A 21,413-nucleotide genomic window follows, 5' to 3' on the forward strand; every position below is an offset into this window, starting at 1 on the left:
GCAATGTCGCCGGGCAGTCGCCGTCGGCGAGCGCGGGCCTTTCCGGCGGCGTTGGTTGTGCCGTTGACGATGTCGTCGTGCTCCGCCCTCGCCGCCACACCCACGCGAGCGGGGAACAGCCACAACCGTCCGATGGCATGCCAATGGTCGCTGCGAATGCCGGGCGGACGGCGACGTGAAGTGAAGCGGCTGCCCCGGATCGGAGGTGCTGCCGGAATCGGCAACGGGCACGTTGGGTGGCCGAGGTCCGCCGCTGCGGTCAGGAGGTCACATGGGCCGGAACCGTTCGGGGCCGGCTCGCAGCGGGCCCGGAATCCATGGTGAACCGAGTCGTCGTCACCTGGTCACGTCGTCATGCGCCGTCGCTTTCCGGAGAGATAGAGGTAGGCGGCGGCACCGGCGAGCACCACACCGAGTCCGCCGAGTCCTATGAGGACGGCCGGTGGTATACCGGCGGATCCGGGAGCCGGGGCGGCTACGGGTGGGGTGGGGTCCCCCACGGTGAAACCGTACGAGCCCTGGACGGTGTGGCCGTCGGCCGACACCACGCGGTAGGCCACCGTGTAGGCGCCGTCGTTCAGGGGCCGGCCCAGCGTCAGCGTGCCGGACGGGCCGTCGACGGCCGGGGCCGACGCGGGCACCCGCTGCCGGGCCACGTCGCTGACCACGATCGTCGTGAACTCGGGGTTGAGGTCTTCGCTGAAGGTGAGCTCGACGGTCGACGGCGCGCTCGGCAGGGCGGCGTCCCGGGCCGGGACAGCCTTGACGAGCTGGGCGTGGGCCCAGGCGGGAGCGCTAGGGGCCAGCACCGCGACGAAGACGGCCGCCGAGAGCAGCAGGCGCCTCATCCGAGCACCTGCTCGCCGATCCAGCCGTCCTCGTCGCAGCCGGGCGGCACGGCGAACACGGCCGAGCCGATCGGGGTGATCCACTCGTTGAGGAGGTCCTTCTCGGCCAGGCGCTGCTGGATCGGCACGAACTGGCGGGCGATGTCCTTCTGGTACGACGCGAAGATGAGTCCCGAATCGGGCCGGCCGGCAGCGTTGGGCGCGCCGTCGTAGTTGTACGGCCGGCGCAGGATCTTCAGCGCCGGGTCGGTGACGTGGGCCCGGGTGACGTGGGAGAAGTCCGGCATCGCGGGCAGGCCGGAGGCGTCGAGCTTGGTGAAGTCGGGCTCGTCGTGCTCCTGGGCGCCGCTCAGCGGTGCGCCGGAGTCGAGGCGGCGGCCGACGGCGTTCTCCTTGTCGGCGACCGAGAGGATGTCCCACGTCTCCATCTCGGCCCGGACCCGGCGCACCACGAGCGTCGTCGAGCCGTCGGCGTTCCAGACCGCGGGGTCGATCTCGGCGCCGCGCGGGTTGGCCGTGCCGTCGAGCTGGCCCATCACGTTGCGCTGGGTGTGCTCGGGGGCCTGCACGCCGGGGCTGCGCCGGAATCCCTGCTGCACCCAGCGGACGGCGGCGAACGGGCGGGTGTCCTTGATGAGCATGCGCTGGGTGTGGGCGACGGTCAGCGGATCGTCGGCGCAGATCTGGAGCAGCAGGTCGCCACCGGACCAGCGCCGTTCGAGGCGATCGATGCGGAACTCGGGGAGGTCGGCGACGGGCGCCTTCAGCCCCGCGGCGCGGTAGAGGCCCGGGCCGAGACCGAAGGTGACCGTCAGGCGGGACGGCAGCGGGGCGAGGGTCGCGTCGGTGTCACCCAGCGCGGGAACGCCCTGGGTCAGGCGGCGGGCGTCGTCGGTGAGCAGCCGCATCATCCGGGCCAGGGCCCGCCGGTCGGTGCCGGCCGGCAGCGTGAACGCCACGAACGCGGCGTGCGCGGGCGGATCCTCGGCGATCCCGGCCTGACGCGGCCCGTGGAACGGGACGGTGGCCGTGCCGGTGGTCAGCGGCTCGACCGCCGCCGCCGGCACGACATTGTCCGCGCCGGCCACGGCGGTCAGGCCGGCGCCCGCCGCCGCACCGAGGCCGGCCGCCGCGGCCCCGGTGAGCAGGTGTCGGCGCGAGGTCACGGAGCGGCGCTGCCCATCGGCGCCATCGAGTGGCCGGGGTCGTAGCTCTCCCCCGCACCCGCGAACGGCTTCGCGATCGCCGTGAACGGCACTGTCTGGCCGCCGGCCAGCTTCAGCGTGAACGTCACCTCGTCGCCGGGCTCGATGGCCTTCGCGGGCTTCATGAGCATGAGGTGGTCGCCGCCGGGTGCGAGCTCGTGGTCGCCCTTGGCCTTGATGACGAAGCCGCCCGCCTTGGGCTGCATGACCATCTTGCCGTCCTTCATGGTCATCTCGTGCAGCTCGAGCGGTGAGGCCGGGGACTCGGCCGACGTGACCGTGATGTCGGCGTCGGTGTCGTTGACGATCGTGCCGAAGGCCGCGGTCATCTCGCCCGCCGGACCGGCCTTCACCCACGGGTCCTTCATGGTCAGAGTGGTGGCCGTCGCGGTGGCCGAGGGAGCCGGGGCGGGCGCCGCGGCGTCACTGCCGCTGCCGCCGCAGCCGGCAAGCCCGAGGGTGGCCACAGCCAGCGCGGCAGCCGCGCGGAGAACGTTGGTTCGCATGCTGCATAGGTCGGCGACCGCCCACGAATAGTTCCCGCTGTGGCGGGAAATTTCATGAATTGTCAGCATGGTGCTCGGGCATGGTGGACGAGCCGGGCCGGGTGGCGGCGAGGAACGCGTTGTAGCGGGCCAGATCGTCGTCCGCGCCGGTGGCTTCGGCCCGGTCGGCGGCACGGTCGAGGCGGGCCTGCTCGCGTTCGTCGGAACGGATCCACTGGCGTACGAGAAGAAGAAGGATCGCCGCGGCCGGGAGCTCGCCGAAGGCCCAGGCCAGCCCGGCTCCCAGGTGCTGGTCGGCCAGCAGGGAGGAGGCCCAGGGCGGGTGGACGGCGGTGTACCAGTCGTCGGCGATGACCGTTGTGGACTGGAGCAGCACGAAGCCGAAGAAGGCGTGCGCCACCATGGCCAGGAAGTGCACGACGACGAGCAGCGCGGGGTGCACGCGGCGGCGGCCCGGATCGACGCCGATGAGCACCCAGAACAGCAGGTAACCGGCCAGCACGAAGTGCGTCAGCATGGCGAGGTGGCCCAGGTGGTACCGCATCAACGTGCCGAGCAGCCCACCCAGGTAGAGGCCGTAGAGGCTGGTCACATAGATGCCGAGGGCGACCAGCGGATGGCTGAGGACGCGCGCGGGACGGCTGTGCAGTGCCAGCAGCAGCCATTCGCGGGCGCCGCGCACCTGCGGGTCGGCCGGGCGACGCAGGGCGCGCAGCGCCAGCGTCACGGGTGCGCCGCCGACCAGCAGGATCGGCACCACCATCGACAACACCATGTGCTGCACCATGTGGGCGCTGAAGAGGACGTACGCGTATCGCGCCACGCCGAGGCCGGTGATCGCGCCCAGCAGCAGCAGGCCGCCGATCCACGAGGCGGTGCGGCTCACCGGCCACGGGTGGCCGGCACGGCGCATGCGGCGCACGCCCGCGAGGTAGGCGAGGATGCCGGCGACGACCACGGTCAGGAAGAACATGTCCGGCAGCGGGTCCGCGAGCATGCGTACGGCGGTGGGCGGTCCCGGCTGGGCGAAGCCGAGCAGTTCGACGAGCGGGTCGGGCTCCACCGCGGTCTCGGGCACCGGCGTGGGGCTGCGCGAGAGCGCGACCGACAGGCCGACGGCGGCGGCCAGCACGATCAGTTCGCCGACGCCCAGTCGTACGAAAGCCCACGGAGTGCCGGATCGCAGCGCGGGTAGCGTGCGGGCGCGATGAGCAGCGCCGATCGCCCCCACGGCGAGCAGCGCGACCGCCTTGAGCAGCACCAGTGCCCCGTACCGGGAGGACCAGAGCGCCGGCCAGTCGCCGAGCCGGATTCCCGCGTTGACGACCCCACTGATCGCCGTCGCCACGAAACAGGCCAGCGCGAGCCGGCTGTAGCGCGCCGCCGTCTCACCGAAGCGGCGATGGCGGCGTACGAGAAGGAGGCCGGTCAGACCGCCCACCCAGAGCGACGCCGCCACGACGTGCAGGGCCAGGCTGCTCACCGCCAGCTGGTGGTTGCCCGCGCCCGCCGAGTGGCCGGTGAAGGCGGGCGGCAGCACGGCGCCCAGGGCGAGGCCGGCCGTCACGGCGGCGACGCCGCGGGACAACCCGGCCCGGGAAGCCACAGCCACCGCGATCGCCAGGCCGGCCTGCCACATCAGGGACTGCCCCTGCGAGACCGAGAGCGCGAAGCTCAGAATGGACGAGCGGCCCAGGCGGTCGACCGGCAGGCCCAGCACGTCCGACACGGTGAGGACGACCAGGGCGGCCGAGGTGGCCGCCCACAGCAGAGCCAGCCAGGTCACGCGTCGCAACAGCACCCAGCCGTGCGCGGCGACGCTGCGGCCGTCGCCCGGCAGCAGGAAGGCCGCGGTGACGCTGAGCCCGACGGTGAGCACGCCGAGCACGGTGGCCACCATCGTGAGCACCGGCAGGGCCCATTCGGTGACCGGCCCGGGGCTCGGGATACCCGGCAGCACCGTGTCGTCGACCGCCCCGCCGAACCGCAACGCCGCCACCAACGCGAGGACAGCCGCCGCGCCCGCTCCTACCAGACCTTTCCGCACAGCCCATCAGTCGCCGCAGCCGCCGCCGAAGTTCCCCGGCGGCGCCGGAAAATCAACATGCCACCCCGTCATTGATCGGGGAATATCGATCGATTTAACGGGAAGTATTGTTTACTGTTTTCCCCGTCGATTTTCCACCGCCTTTTCGACGCCTTTAAGGATCCTTTATGAGAGCGCGCGTTACGTTCCTGCGGTCGCTGATCGATACGAGCTGATCGAGGTTTGTCATGGTGCCAGCCGCAGTCGCCGGACGGTGTCCGCAGGGAGCGGAAGCAGTGGGTCTGCTCGCCGGGCAGAGGCTGGACTACGTGCAGCTCGGGCCGGCTCTCGTGCTGGGCTTCTCGGGCGGCAGCCGGGTGGTGATCGAGACGGTGGCCCGGCTGGACGGGCCGGACGGACGGGCCGAGGTCGAGCCCGGCTACCGCCCCTCGGACGCGCTCGGCACGGTGCTCGGCGACGTCGTGCGTACGGCCGCAGTGCGCGACAGCGGTGAGCTGACGCTCGTCTTCGAGGGCGGCCCGGAACTGGCGGTCGGTCCCGACGAGGACGCCGAGTCGTGGGCCGTGGCGAGCGAGGACGGCTGCCTGGTCGTCTGCCTGCCCGGGGGCGAGGTGGCGGCCTGGACCGAAGGGCCGTCCAAGGTGGTCATCCGACGCGAGGCACGATAGGCGCGAGGCCCGGCCGGTGCACCGGCCGGGCCTCGTACTGCGGAACTTTTCAGACGAGGTCGAAGCGGTCGAGCTCCATGACCTTCGTCCACGCGGCCACGAAGTCGGCCACGAACTTCTCGCGGGCGTCGTCGCTCGCGTAGACCTCGGCCAGGGCCCGCAGCTGCGAGTTCGAGCCGACGATGAGGTCGACCGCCGTGGCGGTCCACTTCACCTCGTCGGTGGCGAGGTCGCGGATCTCGTACACGTGCTCCTCGGTCTTCGACGCCGTCCACCGGGTGCCGGGGGAAAGCAGGTTGGCGAAGAAGTCGTTGGTGAGCTTGCCCGGCTGGTCGGTGAGGACGCCGTGCCGCGCGCCGCCGAAGTTGTTGCCGAGGGCGCGCAGACCGCCGAGCAGCACGGTCATCTCGGGCGCGGTCAGGTTGAGCATGTAGGCGCGGTCGACGAGCAGCACCTCGGGCTGGGTCTTCTCGCCCGGGCGCAGGTAGTTGCGGAAACCGTCGGCGCGCGGCTCGAGGACGCGGAACGCCTCGACGTCGGTCTGCTCCTGGGTGGCGTCGGTGCGGCCCGGGCGGAACGGCACGGTCACCTTGACGCCGCCGTCGGCCGCCGCCTTCTCGACCGCGGCCGAGCCGGCCAGCACGATCAGGTCGGCCAGCGAGACCTGGGCGCCGCCGGCCGCGTTGAACTCCTGCTGGATGCCCTTGAGCGCGTCGATCGTCGGCGTGACGCCCTGGTTGACCTCCCAGCTGCGCTGCGGCTCGAGGGCGATGCGGGCGCCGTTGGCGCCACCGCGCTTGTCGGTGGAGCGGAAGCTGGCGGCCGACGCCCAGGCGGCGGAGACCAGCTGCTCGACCGTGAGGCCGGACTCGAGCACCTTGGCCTTGAGGGACTCGACGTCAGCGTCCGACACGAGCGGGCCCTCGACGGCGGGAACCGGGTCCTGCCAGAGCTGCGCCTCGGGCACCCACGGGCCGAGGAAGCGGCTGACCGGGCCCATGTCGCGGTGCAGCAGCTTGTACCAGGCCTTGGCGTACGCCTGCGCGAACTCATCGGGGTTCTCGAGGAAGCGGCGCGAGATCTTCTCGTAGACCGGGTCGACGCGCAGCGCCAGGTCGGTCGTCAGCATCGTCGGCTTGTGCTTCTTGTCCGGGTCGTACGGGTCCGGGATGATCTCGTCGGTCGTCTTGGCCACGTATTGCTTGGCGCCGGCCGGGCTGGTGGTGAGCTCCCAGTCGTACCCGAAGAGGATCTCGAAGAAGCGGTTGCTCCACTGTGTCGGCTTGTCGGTCCAGGTGACCTCGAGCCCGCTGGTGATGGTGTCCTTGCCCTTGCCGGTGCCGTGCGTGCTCAGCCAGCCCAGGCCCTGCGCCTCGATCGGGGCGCCCTCGGGCTCGGGGCCGATGTGGTTGTCGGCCGGGGCCGCGCCGTGGGTCTTGCCGAAGGTGTGGCCGCCGGCGATGAGGGCGACGGTCTCCTCGTCGTTCATGGCCATGCGGGCGAACGTCTCGCGGATGAAGTGCGCTGCGGCCAGCGGGTTGGCGCTGCCGCGGGGGCCCTCGGGGTTGACGTAGATGAGGCCCATCTCGGTCGCGCCGACGCCCTCGGACATCGACTGCTCGGAGACGTAGCGCTCGTCGCCCAGCCAGGTGTCCTCGGGACCCCAGAAGATCTCCTCCGGCTCCCAGGTGTCGACCCGGCCGAAGCCGAAGCCGAAGGTCTTGAAGCCCATCGACTCCATGGCCACGTTGCCCGCCAGCACCAGCAGGTCGGCCCACGAGATCTTCTGGCCGTACTTCTGCTTCACCGGCCACAGCAGGCGGCGCGCCTTGTCGAGGTTGGCGTTGTCGGGCCAGCTGTTGAGCGGGGCGAACCGCTGACCGCCGTCGCCGGCGCCACCGCGGCCGTCCTGGATGCGGTAGGTGCCGGCCGCGTGCCAGCTCATCCGGATCATCAGGCCGCCGTAGTGGCCGAAGTCGGCCGGCCACCAGTCCTGCGAGGTGGTGAGCACGTCGACGATGTCGCTCTTGAGCGCCTCGACGTCGAGCTTGGCGAACTCCTTCGCGTACTCGAACGAGGGACCGAGCGGGTTGGCCTTGGACGAGTGGGCGTGCAGCACCGACAGGTCGAGCTGGTTGGGCCACCAGTCGCGGTTGGTGCGCGGACGGCCACCGGTCTTCGGAGTCGGCGAGTCGATCGCCGGGTTCTCGCTCTCACTGCCGTGCGCGGTCACGGAGTCGTGCGCGACCGGACAGCCTGCGCCCTTGGGGTCAATGTCGCTCATCAGTTTCCTTCCGAACAGTCGGGGCAGACGCCCCAGTAAACGACTTCCGCCTCGTCGATCACGAAGCCGTGATTGTTCGAGGCGGTGAGACATGGGGCATGACCGACGACGCACTCGACGTCGGCGATGGCGCCGCAGGAGCGGCACACGACGTGGTGATGGTTGTCGGCCACGCGCGACTCGTAGCGGGCGGTCGCGCCGGCGGGCTGGATGCGGCGCACCAGCCCGGCTTCGGTGAGCGCCCGCAGCACATCGTAGATCGCCTGGTGGGAGACCTTGGGCTGATCGGCGCGGACGAGCGCGATCACCGTGTCGGTATCGACGTGCGGATGGTCGTGCAGAGCGGCGAGAACCGCGAGCCGCGGCCTCGTCACCCGCAACGAGGCGCCCCGGAGCTGTGCCTCGAAGTCGACCATCACCCGCAGAACCCTAGACCCCTAGATTGGAACAAATCAAGTTTAGGAACGGTGGGGTTGCGGGATGGAGAATGGGGCATGACTGACTTCGATCCCCGGTCGCTGCTGGCCGAGAGCCGCCTGGGCGTGCTGGCCACCATCAAGTCGAGCGGCCTGCCGCAGCTCTCCCCCGTCACCCCGTTCTACGACCGGGAGGCCGGCACGATCTCGGTCTCGGTCACCGAGGGCCGGGCCAAGACGGCCAACGTACGGCGTGATCCGCGGGCCGCCCTCGAGGTGACCCACCCCGAGGGCTGGGCCTGGGCCACCGCCGAGGGCACGGTCGAGCTGATCGGCCCGGGCGACGACCCGGACGGTCCCGAGGTCGACGCCCTGGTCGACTACTACCGGCGGGCCGCCGGTGAGCACCCGGACTGGCGGGAGTACCGGGAGGTCATGGTGTCCGACCGTCGCGTCCTGCTGGTTCTGCGTCGAGCATGTCTATGGCCAGTCCATGCGCGGGTGAACGCAGCGGCGGGGAACGCGAGGGCCGGGCTCGCCGGCGACGGCGGGCCCGGCCCTTCCCGCGTACGGGAAATCAGATTGCCGCCGGGTGGTGCGCCAGCCGCTTGGCGATGGCGTTGACCGCGTCGCGGCCGGCCCGGTTGGCGCCGACCGTCGACTGGGACGGGCCGAAGCCGATGAGGTGCACGCGGGGCTCGTCGGCCACCTGGGTGCCCAGCATCCGGATGCCGCCGAGCTCGTTGCGCAGTCCCAGCGGGTCGAGGTGGGACAGGGCGGCCTTGAATCCGGTGGCCCACACGATGGCGTCGACGCTCGTGAAGGTGCCGTCGGCCTCGCGCACGCCGGTCGGTTCGATCGCGGTGAACATGGGACGCCGTTCGAGCGCGCCGCGTCGTTTCGCTTCCAGGGCGTACGGGGTCCAGGCGAGCCCGGTGTACGAGACGACGCTGCCGGAGGGGCGGCCCGCCTCGACGTCGGCGACCACCTTGGCGATGGTTTCGCGGCCGGCCCCCTCGGGCTGGAAGCCGTCCGTGCGGAACCAGGGCTCGCGCCGGGTGTACCAGAAGGTCTTGGCGACCCGGGAGATCTCCTCGAGCAGCTGCAGGGCCGAGATGCCGCCGCCGACGACCGCGACCCTGCGGCCGGCCAGCTGATCGGCCGACACATAGTCGTACGTGTGCAGCTGGAGGCCCTGGAAGCTCTCCTGGCCCGGATAACGCGGGCGCACCGGGTTGGTCCAGGTTCCGGTGGCATTGATGACTGCCCGGGTCGTCCAGCGGCCGCGGTCGGTCTCGACGATCAGGCCGGGATCCCCCCGGCGGACCGCGGTGACCCGTACCGGGCGCAGGATCGGCGGATCGAACTTGCGCTCGAACTCGGCGAAGTACCGCGGAACGGCCACCCGGCTCGGTTCGGCCGGGTCGGGCGGATCCTGGGGCAGGCCGGGCAGGTCGAAGATGCCGTTCACGGTGGCCATCCGCAGCGATTCCCAGCGATGGCGCCACGCGCCGCCCGGCGCGGGCTCGGCGTCCAGGACGACGTGATCAAGACCACGCCGGCGCAGATGATAGGCGGCGGAAAGCCCGGACTGGCCGCCTCCGATGACCACGACAGTCGCTGATCTGTCGGTCATGGTGTCGCTCTCCTTGCTGTGGAAACCGCCGCGCGAGGAGAACATCTGTCGAGGGACCACCTATTCCCGGCACGTTCTCGTCCGATCAGACCATCCAGATCGACCGAACGTGCCGAAGTTTCTTCACATCCCTTACCAACACGGCAAATCGGTCGCCGTAGATGAACGGCTGATTACGCGCAACTGATCATCCGGTGATCGCTTTGATAGCGTCACGCCGCCATTGTCCGGCAAGGCGGAACACCCCCTCCGTCTGATCGGCGAGGGCACACGGGGAGCAACGCGCTGGGCGGTGCCGGATCCTTCCGGCGGTGAGCCGTCCGCGGGCGACCCGTGGGCCCGGATCGATCGTTCGATCGAAGGTTCAACCACATGCCCCTCTTGAGTGTTGTTCTCCCGGTCTACCGCGTCCAGGCCTACCTGCGGGAATGTCTCGACTCGATCCTCGAGCAGACGTTCACCGACGTCGAGGTGATCGCCGTGGACGACTGTTCACCGGACCATTGCGGCGCGATCCTCGACGAGTACGCCGCCCGCGACAAGCGCGTCCGGGTCGTCCACCTCGCCGAGAACGTCGGCCTGGGCGAGGCCCGCAACGCCGGGATGCAGCACGTGACGGGCGAGTTCGTCTGGTTCATCGACAGTGACGACTGGATCGCGCCCGGCGCCCTCGCCGCGGTCGCCGATCGTCTGATCACGGCCGACCCGGACGTCCTGGTGGTCGACTACGCCAAGGTGTGGTGGAACAACAAGAGCCGGCGCAGCAAGCTGTCCGGCCTGGTCCGGGCCGAGGAACTGCCGCGGGTCTTCACGCTGGCCGAGTACCCCAACATGATCAAGACGTTCCACGTCGCGTGGAACAAGATCTTCCGGCGCGACTTCCTGATCAAGAACGAGATCACGTACCCGACCGGACTGTACGAGGACGTGCCGGTGGGCTACCCCGTCCTCATGGTGGCCGATCGGATCACCGTGCTCGAGCGCGTCTGCATCTACTACCGGCAGCGCCGGCGCGGGGCGATCACGTCCACCCCCGGCCGTCGCCACTTCGAGGTCTTCGACCAGTACGACCTGCTGTTCCAGCGGCTCGACAAGATCGGGGCGCGGGCCGAGCCGTTCCGGGCCCTGGTCTTCGGGCGGATGCTCTACCAGTGCCTGCTCGTGCTCGAGAATCGCGAACGGGTGGCCAAGGCCGACCGGCGCGAGTTCTTCCAGGCTCTGGCCGAGGCGTACCGGCGGCACCTGCCGAGCGGGGGCTACGAGCTGCCCGAGGGACAGGAGGGCCATCGGCAGCGGCTGGTCGCCCGCGGGTCCTGGATGCGCTACCGGATCGCCCGCGTCACGCTCCGGCTGACCAACTCGGTCAAGTTCCGCAAGGACAAGCTGCAGCGCAAGGTGCGTCTGCGCAGCCGGCTGCGGATGCGGTACTACCGCCAGCAGCTGCGCCGGCCGATCGACAAGAACCTCGCGGTCTACTCCGCCTACTGGGGCAAGGGCTACGCCTGCAACCCGAAGGCGGTGTACGAGAAGATGGGTGAGCTGGCTCCGGGCGTACGGGGAGTCTGGGAGGTCAAGCCCGGCCAGGAAGACAGCGTGCCGCCCGGCATCGCCACCGTGACCATCGGCACGATGGAGCACTACAAGGCCCTGGCGCGGGCCAAATACCTGATCACCAACGTGAACTACCCGGGCTGGGTGGTCAAGCGGCGCGACGCGGTGCATCTGTCGACCAACCACGGAACCCCGGTCAAGGCGATGGGCGTCGACCAGCTCAAGTTCCCGGCCGGCCTGCAGGGCATGAACATGAACTGGCTGCTCAAGCGGTGCGACCGGTGGACGTTCAACATCAGCCCGAACGCCTACACCTCCGAGATCTGGGAGCGGGCGTACCCGTGCGACTACGAGACGCTCGAGGTCGGCTACCCGCGTAACGACGCGCTGGCCAACGCCACCCCGGCCGATGTGGCGGCGGCCCGCGAGCGGCTCGGCCTCAAGCCGGGTCAGACCGCCATCGCCTACCTGCCGACCTACCGCGACTACGAGTTCGGCAGCGACGCGCTGCTGAACGTCGAGCGCTTCGCCGACCGGATGCCGCCCGAGACGGTGCTGCTCGTGCGGGTGCACCACTTCGACCGCTCGCACGTGTCCGGCACCCACCCGCGGGTCATCGACCTGGGCGACTACCCCAGCGTCGAGGACATCTACCTGGCGGCCGACGCGATGATCACGGACTACTCCTCGGTCATGTTCGATTACGCGGTGCTCGACCGGCCGCTGGCCATCTACGCGGCCGACTGGAGCAAGTACAAGGCCAACCGCGGCGCCTACCTCGACGTGTTCACCGAGGGCCCGGGCGTCACGGCACGCAACGAGTCGGAGCTGGTCGACCTGTTCATCTCGGGCGAGGTCTTCGGCGAGACGGCGGCCGCCACCCGCAAGGTGTTCCGCGACCGCTTCTGCTACCTCGACGACGGCCACGCGTCCGAGCGGGTCGTGCGCCGCGTGTTCCTCAACCAGCCGGCCCCGGCTCTGCCGGATGCGGGCGCGGTGCCGGTTGTGCACACCGAGCAGCTGCAGGAGCTGCGGAGCGTTTTCGACGAGTCCCAGCCGCGGGACCTCTCCACCGCCCAAGCCGTAACCGAGGACGACACCGACATCTCCGAGGAGCCCAGCGCCGTCGTCGGCCGCTGATCAGCGGCCGGCGAGGTTCGTCACCAGCAGGCGGCCCGTCGATTCGAGGTGGCTGCGCATGGCGGCCTCGGCGGCGTCGCCGTCCCGGGCGAGCACGGCGGTGACGACGGGCTCGTGTTCGGCGTGGATCTCGGCCAGGGTGCGGCCGCTGGCCGTGGTCGGCGGGCCGAGCAGGGCTGTCGTGGAGCGCAGCTGGGCGACGATGGCAGCGGCCCGGGCGTTGCCGGCCGCTCGCAGCAACAGGTCGTGCAGGGCGCGGTCGGCGGGCCAGAAGGCGGCCTCGTCGGCCACCGCCATCGCGTCCAGCGCGGACCGGATGGCGGCGTGTTGCTCGTCGGTGCCGAGCAGGGCGGCCTTGCGGGCAGCGGCGGGCTCGAGCGCCAGGCGGATCTCGACGATCTCCTCGATGTCGTGGGCCCGGGGCGGCAGCACCTGGAAGCCGCGGTTGCGGTGGATCTCGACCAGGCCGGCCTCGGCCAGCCGCAGCATGCCCTCGCGGACCGGGCTGCGTGAGACGCCGAGCAGATCGGCGAGCTGATACACCGAGTACGTGGTGTCGGGCACCAGCTCCCCCGCGGCGATCCCTTCCCGCACGGCCCGAGCGACGGCATCGGCCAGGGACGGAGCCTCCGGCGGCAACTTCAGCGACGGCATGGGTAACATGTTACCCATGAGCGACGTGGTGGCGGCACTGGAGAAGGCCGGGCTCGAGGTCCGGGCCGACGCGGGCACGAGGGGCATGTACGCCTCCGACGCCTCGCTCTACCGCATTCCGCCGCTCGCGGTGGTGCGCCCGCGGCACGTCGACGAGGTGGCGGCGGCGCTGGCGGTGGCCCGGGCGACGGGGACGCCGTTCACGTCGCGCGGGGCGGGCACGTCGGTGGCCGGGAACGCGGTCGGGCGGGGCATCGTGCTCGACTTCTCCCGGCACCTCAACCGGGTGCTCGAGGTCGACCCGGCGGCGCGGACGGCGGTTGTCGAGCCGGGGACGGTGCATGCGGTTCTGCAGAAGGCGGTCACGCCGCACGGCGTACGGTTCGGGCCCGACCCGTCGACGCATCCGCGCTGCACCATCGGCGGCATGATCGGGAACAACGCCTGCGGCTCGCGGTCCCTCGCGTACGGGCGGACCTCCGACAACGTGGCGGGGCTCGAGCTGCTGACCGCGGACGGCGCCTCCCTCAGCACGACCGCGCCGCGGGGGCCCGTCGTCGAGGGCCTGAAGGCGGTCGTCGGGAAGCACCTCGCCACGGCGCGGACCGAGTTCGACCGCTTCGGCCGGCAGGTCTCGGGCTACGCCGTGCAGCATCTGTTGCCGGAGCGCTTCGACCTCACGCAGGCCATGGTGGGCTCGGAGGGAACCCTCGCCGTCATCACGCGGGCGACGGTGAAGCTGGTCGTCGACTCCCCCGTACGCGTGGTCGTGGTGCTCGGGTTCCGCGACATCGTGGCGGCCGGCGAGGCCTCCCCCGCCGTCGTGGCGCACGGGCCGACCTCGTGCGAGGGCCTCGATTCCCGGCTGCTGGACGTGCTGCGGGCGCGGCGCGGGCCGGACGCTGTGCCGGCGCTGCCGCGCGGGGGCGCCTGGCTGTTCGTCGAGCTGGCGGGTGACGAGCTGGGCGAGGTGGAATCCCGGGCGCGGAAGCTGGCCGGCGACGGCATCGCGGACGACGCGCTGGTGGTGACCGATCCGGCGACCCAGGCCCGGTTGTGGCGCATCCGCGAGGACGGCGCGGGCCTGGCCGGGCGGGCGCCTTCGGACCGGCCCGCGTGGCCGGGATGGGAGGACGCAGCCGTCCCGCCGGCGCGGCTCGGCGCCTACCTGGCCCGCTTCGACGAGCTCGTGGCCACGTACGGCATGACCTCGGCGCCGTTCGGGCACTTCGGGGACGGCTGCATGCACGTACGGCTCGACTTCCCGCTCGACCAGCCCGGTGGCACGAAGGTGATGCGGGAATTCCTGGTCGACGCCGCGAAGCTGGTGGGCGAGTTCGGCGGATCGCTGTCGGGCGAGCACGGGGACGGGCGGGCACGCTCGGAGCTGCTGCCCCACATGTACTCCCCCGACGCGCTCGCCCTGTTCGCGGGCATCAAGCACGCCTTCGACCCGGGCAACGTGCTGAACCCCGGCGTGCTGGTCGACCCCGACCCGGTCGACGCGGACGTGCGACCGGCCGGGCACTACCCGGTCAAGGGGCTCGCCCTGGCCTACCCGCACGACGGCGGCGACCTCGCTCAGGCTGTGCACCGCTGCACCGGTGTCGGCAAGTGCCGGGCCGACAACTCGGCGGCGCACGGCGTCATGTGTCCGTCCTATCTGGCCACCCGTGAGGAGAAGGACTCGACGCGGGGCCGGGCGCGGGTGTTGCAGGAGGTCGTCCGGGGCGAGCTGTCGTGGTCGGACCCGTCGGTGCACGACTCCCTCGACCTCTGCCTGTCGTGCAAGGGATGCGCGTCGGACTGCCCTACCGGCATCGACATGGCCACGTACAAGTCCGAGGTGCTGCACCAGACGTACCGGGGCCGCCTGCGGCCGCGGTCGCACTACACGCTCGGGAAGCTGCCGTTCTGGGCCCGGCTCGCCGGATGGACGCCGCGGCTGGCGAACCTCGGCACGCGGCTGCCGGGAATCCGGACGCTGGCGCTGTGGCTGGCCGGTGTCGACAAGCGACGGTCCGTTCCGGCCTTCGCCCGGCGCCCGTTCCGGCGTACGTTCCGGCCGGCGTCCTCGGAGGGGCGGCCGGTGATCCTGTTCGCCGACTCGTTCTCGGACGCCTTCTCGCCCGAGGTGGCCGAGGCGACCGTACGGGTGTTGCGCGCGGCCGGCTACGAGCCGAGGCTCCCGTCCGGCTCGGTGTGCTGCGGCCTGACCTGGATCACGACGGGCCAGCTGGACTCGGCCAAGAAGATCCTTTCCCGTACGGTGGCCGCCCTGGCGCCCGATGCCCGCGACGGCATCCCGATCGTCGGCATCGAGCCCTCCTGCACGGCGGTGCTCCGCTCCGACGTGCACGAACTGCTCCCCGGCTCCGACGACGCGGCCGTGGTCGCTTCCTCGGTGCGGACGCTGGCCGAACTGCTGGCCGAGACCCCGGGCTGGACGCCGCCCGACCTGTCCGGCGTCACGGTGGTCGCCCAGCCGCACTGCCACCACCACGCCGTCCTCGGCTGGAAGGCCGACGCCGACCTGCTTGCCTCGACCGGAGCCGAGGTGAAGCGGCTCGCGGGCTGTTGCGGCCTGGCCGGCAACTTCGGCGTCGAGATCGGCCACTACGAGGTGTCGGTGGCGGTGGCCGAACAGAACCTGCTGCCGGCCCTGGACGCTTCCCCCGGCGCGGTGGTTCTGGCCGACGGCTTCTCGTGCCGCACGCAGGTGGCCGACCTGCGCGACCGCCCCGCCGTCCACCTGGCTCAGTTGCTGGACCGCACGTCCGAGTAGATCACTCGAGCAGGGCTCGCGCGACGGCGTGGCCGGAAAGCCAGGCGGTCTCCACGCGGGGGCGGCCGAAGGCGTCACCGCAGAGCCAGACGCGGCCGTCGACGGCGTACGGACCGTCGATCTGCTCGGGCTGGGCGTAGGTCCAGCGGTGCACATGCACCTCGGGCTCGGCGGAGAGTGCGAGCACCTCGCGGACGGCGTCGGCCAGGACCGGCCCGGCGCTCTCCGGATTGTCGAGGTGCCGGGCGGCCAGCTCCGCGGTCGAATGCGCGACCAGGACCGGGGCTCCGTCGCCACGGCGGTTTCCGTCGTCGCAGACGGTGGCGAGCGCGGGGTGACCGTTGACGAAGGCGCCACGCAGGTCGCCCCACTGCCGGGACGGATACGTCAGAACGGCGGCGATCACCGGCTTCCAGGTCTGGGCCCGCGCGACCGCGGCGACCGCCGGCGGCGGCGCCAGGCGGAGCGCCTGGGGACCCGGCATGGCGAGCACGACGGCGTCCGCGTCCTCCGGCACCGATGCGAGTTCGGTCGAGAGCCGCACATCGAGCCCCTGGGCCAGATCGGCGGCCAGCGACCGGAGCCCACCGGGAGCCGCCCACCGCACCGGCCCGGTCGTCGGCTCTCCGCCGGGATAGACCCGCAGCGTGTCGGTCCACGGCCGGGCCAGTCCGCCTGACTCCCACTTCGCCACCTGCGCCGCGAAACCGGGGTCGTCGGCGACAAAATAGGCAGCCCCGATGTCCGCGTAACGGCCGTCGTAGCGCTTGCTGGCCAGCCGGCCACCGACCACCCGCCCCCGCTCGGCCACACGAACCCGGGCCCCGCCCTCGGCCAGCGCCCGCGCACACGACAAACCGGCGATGCCCGCCCCCACCACGACAACGTCCATGACCGGAACCTACCCAGTTCCCCCGCCCGCATCCCGGCATGGCTAGGGCAGACTGGGCCCATGACGAGCTCGGGTTCGGTGCGCACGTTCGACGCGGACGAAGGATGGGGCGTGATCGACGGCCCGGATGTGCCCGGCGGGTGCTGGGTGAACTTCTCCGCCATCGAGATGCCGGGATTCCGGGCGCTGGTGGCGGGACAACGGGTCACCTTCCGCGCCGAGGCGGCGAACCAGGACGGCTTCGCTTTCCGGGCGACGAAGGTGTGGACCGGAGCGGACGAACCTCCCGATCAGCCGCCGGCCCGGGGCAACTCCGCGGCCTACAGCAGCACCCTGACGCTGACATTCGACGAACCGGACGCGCCGCGGCCGTAACCACTGCCGCGGTCGCTCGTTGAACCAGAACCCCTCGGAACGATCTGGACGACTGTGATGGAAGGTGTGGTCGCCGGCCTGCTGGCCGGCTGCTCCGGCGTATTCGCCGTGCTCATGGCGCGCGCCGTCCGGAAAGGACGGGCGGCCGGGCCCAGCCCGCGCGCGCTCGCCCTGGCCGCCGGCGTCGCGCTCACCGCCCTGGCCGGGATCGGCAGTGGCCTGGCCGCGCTCTGGCGGCCGGACGTGCTCGTGGGCGGCGTCCCCCTCCCCGCCGAGATTCCGCTGGTCTGTGTGTTCCTCGTGGCGTTGCTCTACCTGCCCGCCCTGCTGCGCCCGCCGCAGCGCCGGGACGCGCCGGCCCGGCTGCGGGTCGGGCTCGACACGCTCGGCGTCTGGGCCAGCATCATGTACGCGGGCTGGATGCTGCTCTTCACGGTCGGCGAACGGCGGGGCGCGTCGATCACCGCGCTGATCTTCGGCGGCGGCGCCATCGCCCTGGCCGCCGTCACCGGAGTGCACGCGCTGCGCCACCGGGCCGCGCTCCAGTGGTGCGGAACGGCGGCGGCACTCTCGCTGACCGGCCTGACCGCGCTGGTCATCGCCCGGGACTTCCCCGGCCGGCCCAACGCCGTGATCGCCGGGCTGGCCGCGGCGGTCGCGATCAACGTGGCCGCGGCCGGGCTGTGGCACGGCTCGGTGCGGACGGCGCCCGACACCCGCCCGGTACCGCCGCCCGGCAGCGAGTCGATCGCCGGCTTCCCGCTGCTCGGACTGCTCGTCCTCGGCTCCGCCCTGGCCACGGTGTACCACCTGATCAACGGCGGTCACCTCGACTCCATCTCGATCATGTTGGGCGCGGTCGCGATCACGGCCGTGGCCGTCCGGGAGTGGGTGTCGGCGACGGCGCTGCGCCGGCAGGCCAGGCACCTCACCGATCAGGGCAACCGGCTGCGCAGCCTGATGTTCGGCTCCACCGAGGTGGCGATGATCCTCGACGCCAACCTGGCCGTGCGCTGGCAGTCGCCGGCCGCGGCCCGCCAGTTCGGCCTGTCCGAACAGGAGGTGCTCGGCCGCACGGTGTCGGTGCTGGTGCACCCCGACCAGATCGAGGCGGTGCACGACTACCTGACCGCGCGGATGGAGCAGCCGCAGGCGAGCGCCCTTCCGGTGCGCCTGCGCGACGGCTTCGGGCGGTGGCGGCAGACCGAATGGACCACCACCGGGGCCGACCCGGCCGAGCCCGGCGCCACGCTGGTCGTCCACATCCGCGACGTCACCAACACGCACGACCTCGAACAGGCGCTGAGCCAGGTCACCCACCTCGACCCGCAGACCGGGCTGGCCAACTGGGAGGGGCTGTCGCGGGCGGCCGACCTCATCCCGGACGCGGCCGCGATGATCGTCGTCGAGCTGGGCGGACTGACCGCGGTCGGCGACGTGCACGGGCGTGACCTGGCCGAGGTGGTGCTGGTCGAGGCGGCCCGCCGGTTGCGTTCCCGGGTCGGCGACGCCGACGTGCCCGCCCGGCTGACCGAGACCCGCTTCGCGGTGCTGACCCACTGCGGCGCGATCCGGGCCCAGCTGATGGCCGGGCAGCTCGTGAACGCGCTGTCCGCTCCCTACCTAGCGGGCCGCACGGTCGCCCATCTCTCCGCGTGGGCCGGTCTGGCCGACCTGACCGCCGACAACGGCACCGACGAGGTCATCCGCCGGGCGTCGCTCGCGCTGCGGTCCGTGCGCTCGGGGCCGCCGGGCGCGGTCGAGTGGTACGAGACCGAGATGGAGGCCCGGCTGCTGCGCCGCTCGACCCTCGAGCAGGACCTGCCGGGCGCGGCCGGCCGGGGCGAGATCGACGTGAGCTACCAGCCGATCTTCGAACTGCCGGGCCGCCGCCCGGCCGGCATCGAGGCGGTGCCGGCATGGCGGCACCCGACGGTGGGCCCGGTGGCCGCGGAGGAACTGCTGGCCCTGGCCGAGGATCTGGGTCTGCTGGCCACGGTCGGGCACGGGGTGCTGCGAACGGCGTGCGGCCTGCTCGCGGGCTGGCGGCGGCTGCACGGCGACCTGTGGCTGGCGGTGAACGTCCGGCCCCGGGAGCTGGTCGATCCGGCGTTCCAGGCCGCCCTCCAGACGGCCCTGGAGGAGCACGACCTGCCGCCCTCGGCCCTGGTGCTCGAGATCGCGGAGCAACACCTTTCCGACGTACGCGATGAGGCTCATCAGCCACCGGTCGAGGAGATCTCGTCCGCGCTGGGCCGGCTCCGGGCGCAGGGCGTGCGAGCGGCCGTGGACAACTTCGGCACCGGCCCGACCACGCTCAGCCGCCTGCGCATCCTCCCGATCGACCTGCTCAAGATCGACCGCGAGGTGCTCGACCCGGCCCTGTCGTTCCGCCGGCCCGGTGCGGTGATGGACGTGGCCGTGACGCTGGGCCGGCGACTCGGCCTCGAGGTTATCGCCCAGGGGCTGGAGGACGACGCCGACCTGGACGCCGCCCAGACCGCCGGGTGCCGCCTGGGCCAGGGCAACCTGCTGGGCCGCCCGATGCCCGCCGAGCGGCTGGAGGCCCTGCTCGCGGAGCACCACGACACCGGGCGGCGGTGAGGGCGGTCAGCGCCGCCAGGCCTCGCGCACGTTGACCAGCAGCACCCCGGCCGCGGCGGCGAACAAGCCGAAGGCCACGACGTATCGGCCCTCGAACCACAACACCACCAGCAGGGCCAGCGCAGTCGCGACCAGCAGCAGCCGCAGCAGCACAGCCAGGAGCTTTCCGCGTACGAGACCCTCGACGCACAGCAGGCCCAGGAGCCAGACAGCGGCGATGTCGAGGCCGCCGACGCCGAGCGGCGAGACCCCCGCACCCAGGGCCAGGAGGATGAGCGGGGTGCTGAGCACCGCCCACCACGACAGGGCGCGCGCACGGAACCCCGCCGCCGGTTCCATCGGCAGCCGCCGGTGCATCAGGTGGGCATGCGGAGGCTGGGCCACCGTCTCGGCCGTGACCGTGCGGGCCTGCTCGTCGGCCAGCCGCGTCCGTTCCATCCGCAGGGCCAGGAGCCGGCGCTCCTGCGGGTGCAGCGCCCGCACCTCGGGCGAGGCCACCGGCAGACCGGCCGCGGCCAGGGACAACTCCCGGCGCAGGGCCACGATCTCGGTGTCGAGCGCCTTCAGCCGGTCGTCGTTCTCGCGCGTACGGCGTTCGATCAGCGCCCGCTCCGCCCGGGGGTTGGGTGCGACCTTGGCCAGGCCGGCCCACCCGACCGGATCGGCCCACGACTGCCGGGCCGTGCCGTCCCGCTCGTAGCGCGGACCGGCCGGTCCGCGCTCGCCGCCGAGCCGGTCGCGGGTGTCCCGCCCCCACAGGCCGCGGAAATCCCGTACCCACGGGGTGTCGTCGTCGATGGCGACCGGATGCCAGGTCTCGGGCTGCCCCGGGCCGACGGAACGGCCGTCCCCGCGGGCGTAGTCGACGTACGGGATGCCGACACCGTGCTGCCCCTCCCCCGCCCACGGCGCGAACAGCCGGCCCGACCAGCGCAGCGCGCCGACCAGACCCCGCAACCGCTGCGGCCGGACGGTGATCAGGTAGTCGCCCGGCAGGTAGGCCCCCGAGTGCGAGCCCGCCCCGACGTAGACCACCGGGTGCCGCCCGTCCACCAGCGCCAGGTCCGGGTCGTCCCAGCGCCGCCGCAGGTCGTCCCCGACCTCGTCGTGGGCCGAGAACACCACCCAGCGCGGCGGCGGCAACCCGTCCGCGTCGGCGCCGTCGCTGCCGTCGAGGTAGACGGTCACCTGTTCCCAGTCGGCCTCGTGCTCGTTGACCCCGCCGAACGCCGACCGCCAGTTGTTGAAGCAGTAGAAGTACCAGTACTGGCAGACGATCCACGGGTCGTCGCGGAGCACCCGGCCGTAGTAGGTGGGCCGTTCCGGCTCCAGGTGGTCGCGCTGGAGCAGCCACGAGCGGGCCGCGCTGCCGCCGGGCACGCTGCCCCGGAACAACAGCGAGACCTTGTTGGCCGTGTCGATGAACCGCGCGGTCAGCCCGACCGAGGCCAGCCGGCTGGCCCGCCGCAGGTGCGACGGCCGCTCACGCAACGGGATGTGGGCCACCCCGAGCTGCCCGCGGCCGTTGCCGATCCCTGACAGCGACAGCTGAAGCCCCTGCCCGGCGCCGGCCGACTCGGCCAGCCCGTCGAGCGTCAACCCGCCCGGCGGCGCCTGTTCGAGGGGGCTCTCACCCGCCTCCAGCCGCCACAGCCCGGCCCGGGCCACGTACTTCTCGGCCGACACCGGAAAGAAGTACTCGCCCTGGGTGAACCGCGCCACCGGCTCGTACGCCCGCAGCAGCCGCAGCTCGTCCTCGCTCCCCACCTCGGCAAACTACCGTGCCCGCGAACCGCCCGGCC

The 21,413-nt window shown here is 72.0% G+C and carries 16 protein-coding genes; 6 read left to right on the forward strand and 10 right to left on the reverse strand.

Annotation, left to right across the window (positions count from 1 at the left end):
* Positions 1–344: 344 nt before the first annotated feature.
* Genes KXC43_RS02685 through KXC43_RS02700 form a run of 4 tightly spaced genes read right to left on the reverse strand, consistent with a single transcriptional unit; the run spans position 345 to position 4,606 of the window.
* Positions 345–848 (reverse strand): copper resistance CopC family protein, encoded by a 504-nt coding sequence (locus KXC43_RS02685; protein WP_221374235.1) that lies wholly within the window; start codon positions 846–848, stop codon positions 345–347.
* On the reverse strand, positions 845–2,014 hold the full coding sequence (locus KXC43_RS02690; RefSeq protein WP_221374236.1) for a Dyp-type peroxidase: 1,170 nt from the start codon (positions 2,012–2,014) through the stop codon (positions 845–847). The genes KXC43_RS02685 and KXC43_RS02690 overlap by 4 nt, the downstream gene beginning before the upstream one ends.
* Positions 2,011–2,559 (reverse strand): copper chaperone PCu(A)C, encoded by a 549-nt coding sequence (locus KXC43_RS02695; RefSeq protein WP_221374237.1) that lies wholly within the window; start codon positions 2,557–2,559, stop codon positions 2,011–2,013. The genes KXC43_RS02690 and KXC43_RS02695 overlap by 4 nt, the downstream gene beginning before the upstream one ends.
* A 52-nt stretch (positions 2,560–2,611) precedes the next feature.
* Positions 2,612–4,606 carry a bifunctional copper resistance protein CopD/cytochrome c oxidase assembly protein gene (locus KXC43_RS02700; protein ID WP_221374238.1) on the reverse strand — a complete coding sequence of 665 codons (1,995 nt, stop codon included), beginning with the start codon at positions 4,604–4,606 and terminating at the stop codon, positions 2,612–2,614.
* Between the two features lie 275 nt (positions 4,607–4,881).
* On the opposite strand from KXC43_RS02700, the gene KXC43_RS02705 reads away from it, so the two are divergent.
* Positions 4,882–5,274, forward strand: a complete 393-nt coding sequence (locus KXC43_RS02705; protein WP_221374239.1) for a DUF6188 family protein — start codon at positions 4,882–4,884, stop codon at positions 5,272–5,274.
* A gap of 49 nt (positions 5,275–5,323) precedes the next feature.
* Here the strand turns inward: KXC43_RS02705 and katG are convergent, their stop codons facing one another.
* Together katG and KXC43_RS02715 are read right to left on the reverse strand one after the other, a co-directional pair.
* Entirely contained in the window at positions 5,324–7,558 is a 2,235-nt protein-coding gene (gene katG / locus KXC43_RS02710) for a catalase/peroxidase HPI (RefSeq protein ID WP_221374240.1), read from the reverse strand.
* Complete coding sequence (locus KXC43_RS02715) at positions 7,558–7,977, reverse strand: Fur family transcriptional regulator (protein WP_308128938.1); 420 nt, start codon at positions 7,975–7,977, stop codon at positions 7,558–7,560. The genes katG and KXC43_RS02715 overlap by 1 nt, the downstream gene beginning before the upstream one ends.
* A 75-nt stretch (positions 7,978–8,052) precedes the next feature.
* Between KXC43_RS02715 and KXC43_RS02720 the strand changes: the two genes are divergently transcribed.
* Complete coding sequence (locus KXC43_RS02720) at positions 8,053–8,598, forward strand: PPOX class F420-dependent oxidoreductase (RefSeq protein ID WP_221374241.1); 546 nt, start codon at positions 8,053–8,055, stop codon at positions 8,596–8,598.
* Here KXC43_RS02720 and KXC43_RS02725 read toward each other — a convergent pair.
* Entirely contained in the window at positions 8,552–9,610 is a 1,059-nt protein-coding gene (locus KXC43_RS02725; RefSeq protein WP_221374242.1) for an FAD-dependent oxidoreductase, read from the reverse strand. The two genes, KXC43_RS02720 and KXC43_RS02725, sit on opposite strands and share 47 nt — an antisense overlap.
* Positions 9,611–9,982: 372 nt before the next feature.
* Here KXC43_RS02725 and KXC43_RS02730 point away from each other — a divergent pair, with 372 nt between their 5' ends.
* A complete protein-coding gene (locus KXC43_RS02730; RefSeq protein ID WP_221374243.1) occupies positions 9,983–12,301 on the forward strand; it encodes a bifunctional glycosyltransferase/CDP-glycerol:glycerophosphate glycerophosphotransferase in 2,319 nt (772 codons plus the stop codon).
* Here KXC43_RS02730 and KXC43_RS02735 read toward each other — a convergent pair whose 3' ends face one another.
* Positions 12,302–12,955 (reverse strand): GntR family transcriptional regulator, encoded by a 654-nt coding sequence (locus KXC43_RS02735; protein WP_221374244.1) that lies wholly within the window; start codon positions 12,953–12,955, stop codon positions 12,302–12,304.
* A gap of 16 nt (positions 12,956–12,971) precedes the next feature.
* Here KXC43_RS02735 and KXC43_RS02740 point away from each other — a divergent pair, with 16 nt between their 5' ends.
* The gene (locus KXC43_RS02740; protein WP_255643323.1) at positions 12,972–15,740 is read left to right on the forward strand and encodes an FAD-binding and (Fe-S)-binding domain-containing protein; all 2,769 of its coding nucleotides are present in this window, start codon (positions 12,972–12,974) and stop codon (positions 15,738–15,740) included.
* Between the two features lies 1 nt (position 15,741).
* On the opposite strand, the gene KXC43_RS02745 is transcribed toward KXC43_RS02740, so the two are convergent.
* Entirely contained in the window at positions 15,742–16,632 is an 891-nt protein-coding gene (locus KXC43_RS02745) for an NAD(P)/FAD-dependent oxidoreductase (protein ID WP_221374246.1), read from the reverse strand.
* 60 nt (positions 16,633–16,692) lie between these two features.
* Between KXC43_RS02745 and KXC43_RS02750 the strand changes: the two genes are divergently transcribed.
* A complete protein-coding gene (locus KXC43_RS02750) occupies positions 16,693–17,007 on the forward strand; it encodes a cold-shock protein (RefSeq protein WP_221374247.1) in 315 nt (104 codons plus the stop codon).
* 57 nt (positions 17,008–17,064) lie between these two features.
* A complete protein-coding gene (locus KXC43_RS02755) occupies positions 17,065–19,611 on the forward strand; it encodes a GGDEF domain-containing phosphodiesterase (RefSeq protein WP_221374248.1) in 2,547 nt (848 codons plus the stop codon).
* Between the two features lie 6 nt (positions 19,612–19,617).
* Here KXC43_RS02755 and KXC43_RS02760 read toward each other — a convergent pair whose 3' ends face one another.
* Positions 19,618–21,378, reverse strand: coding sequence for a hypothetical protein (locus KXC43_RS02760; protein ID WP_221374249.1), 1,761 nt, complete (start codon positions 21,376–21,378; stop codon positions 19,618–19,620).
* Positions 21,379–21,413 lie beyond the last annotated feature (35 nt).

The organism is Paractinoplanes polyasparticus (assembly GCF_019710575.1).
GTDB classification, from domain to species: domain Bacteria; phylum Actinomycetota; class Actinomycetes; order Mycobacteriales; family Micromonosporaceae; genus Actinoplanes; species Actinoplanes polyasparticus.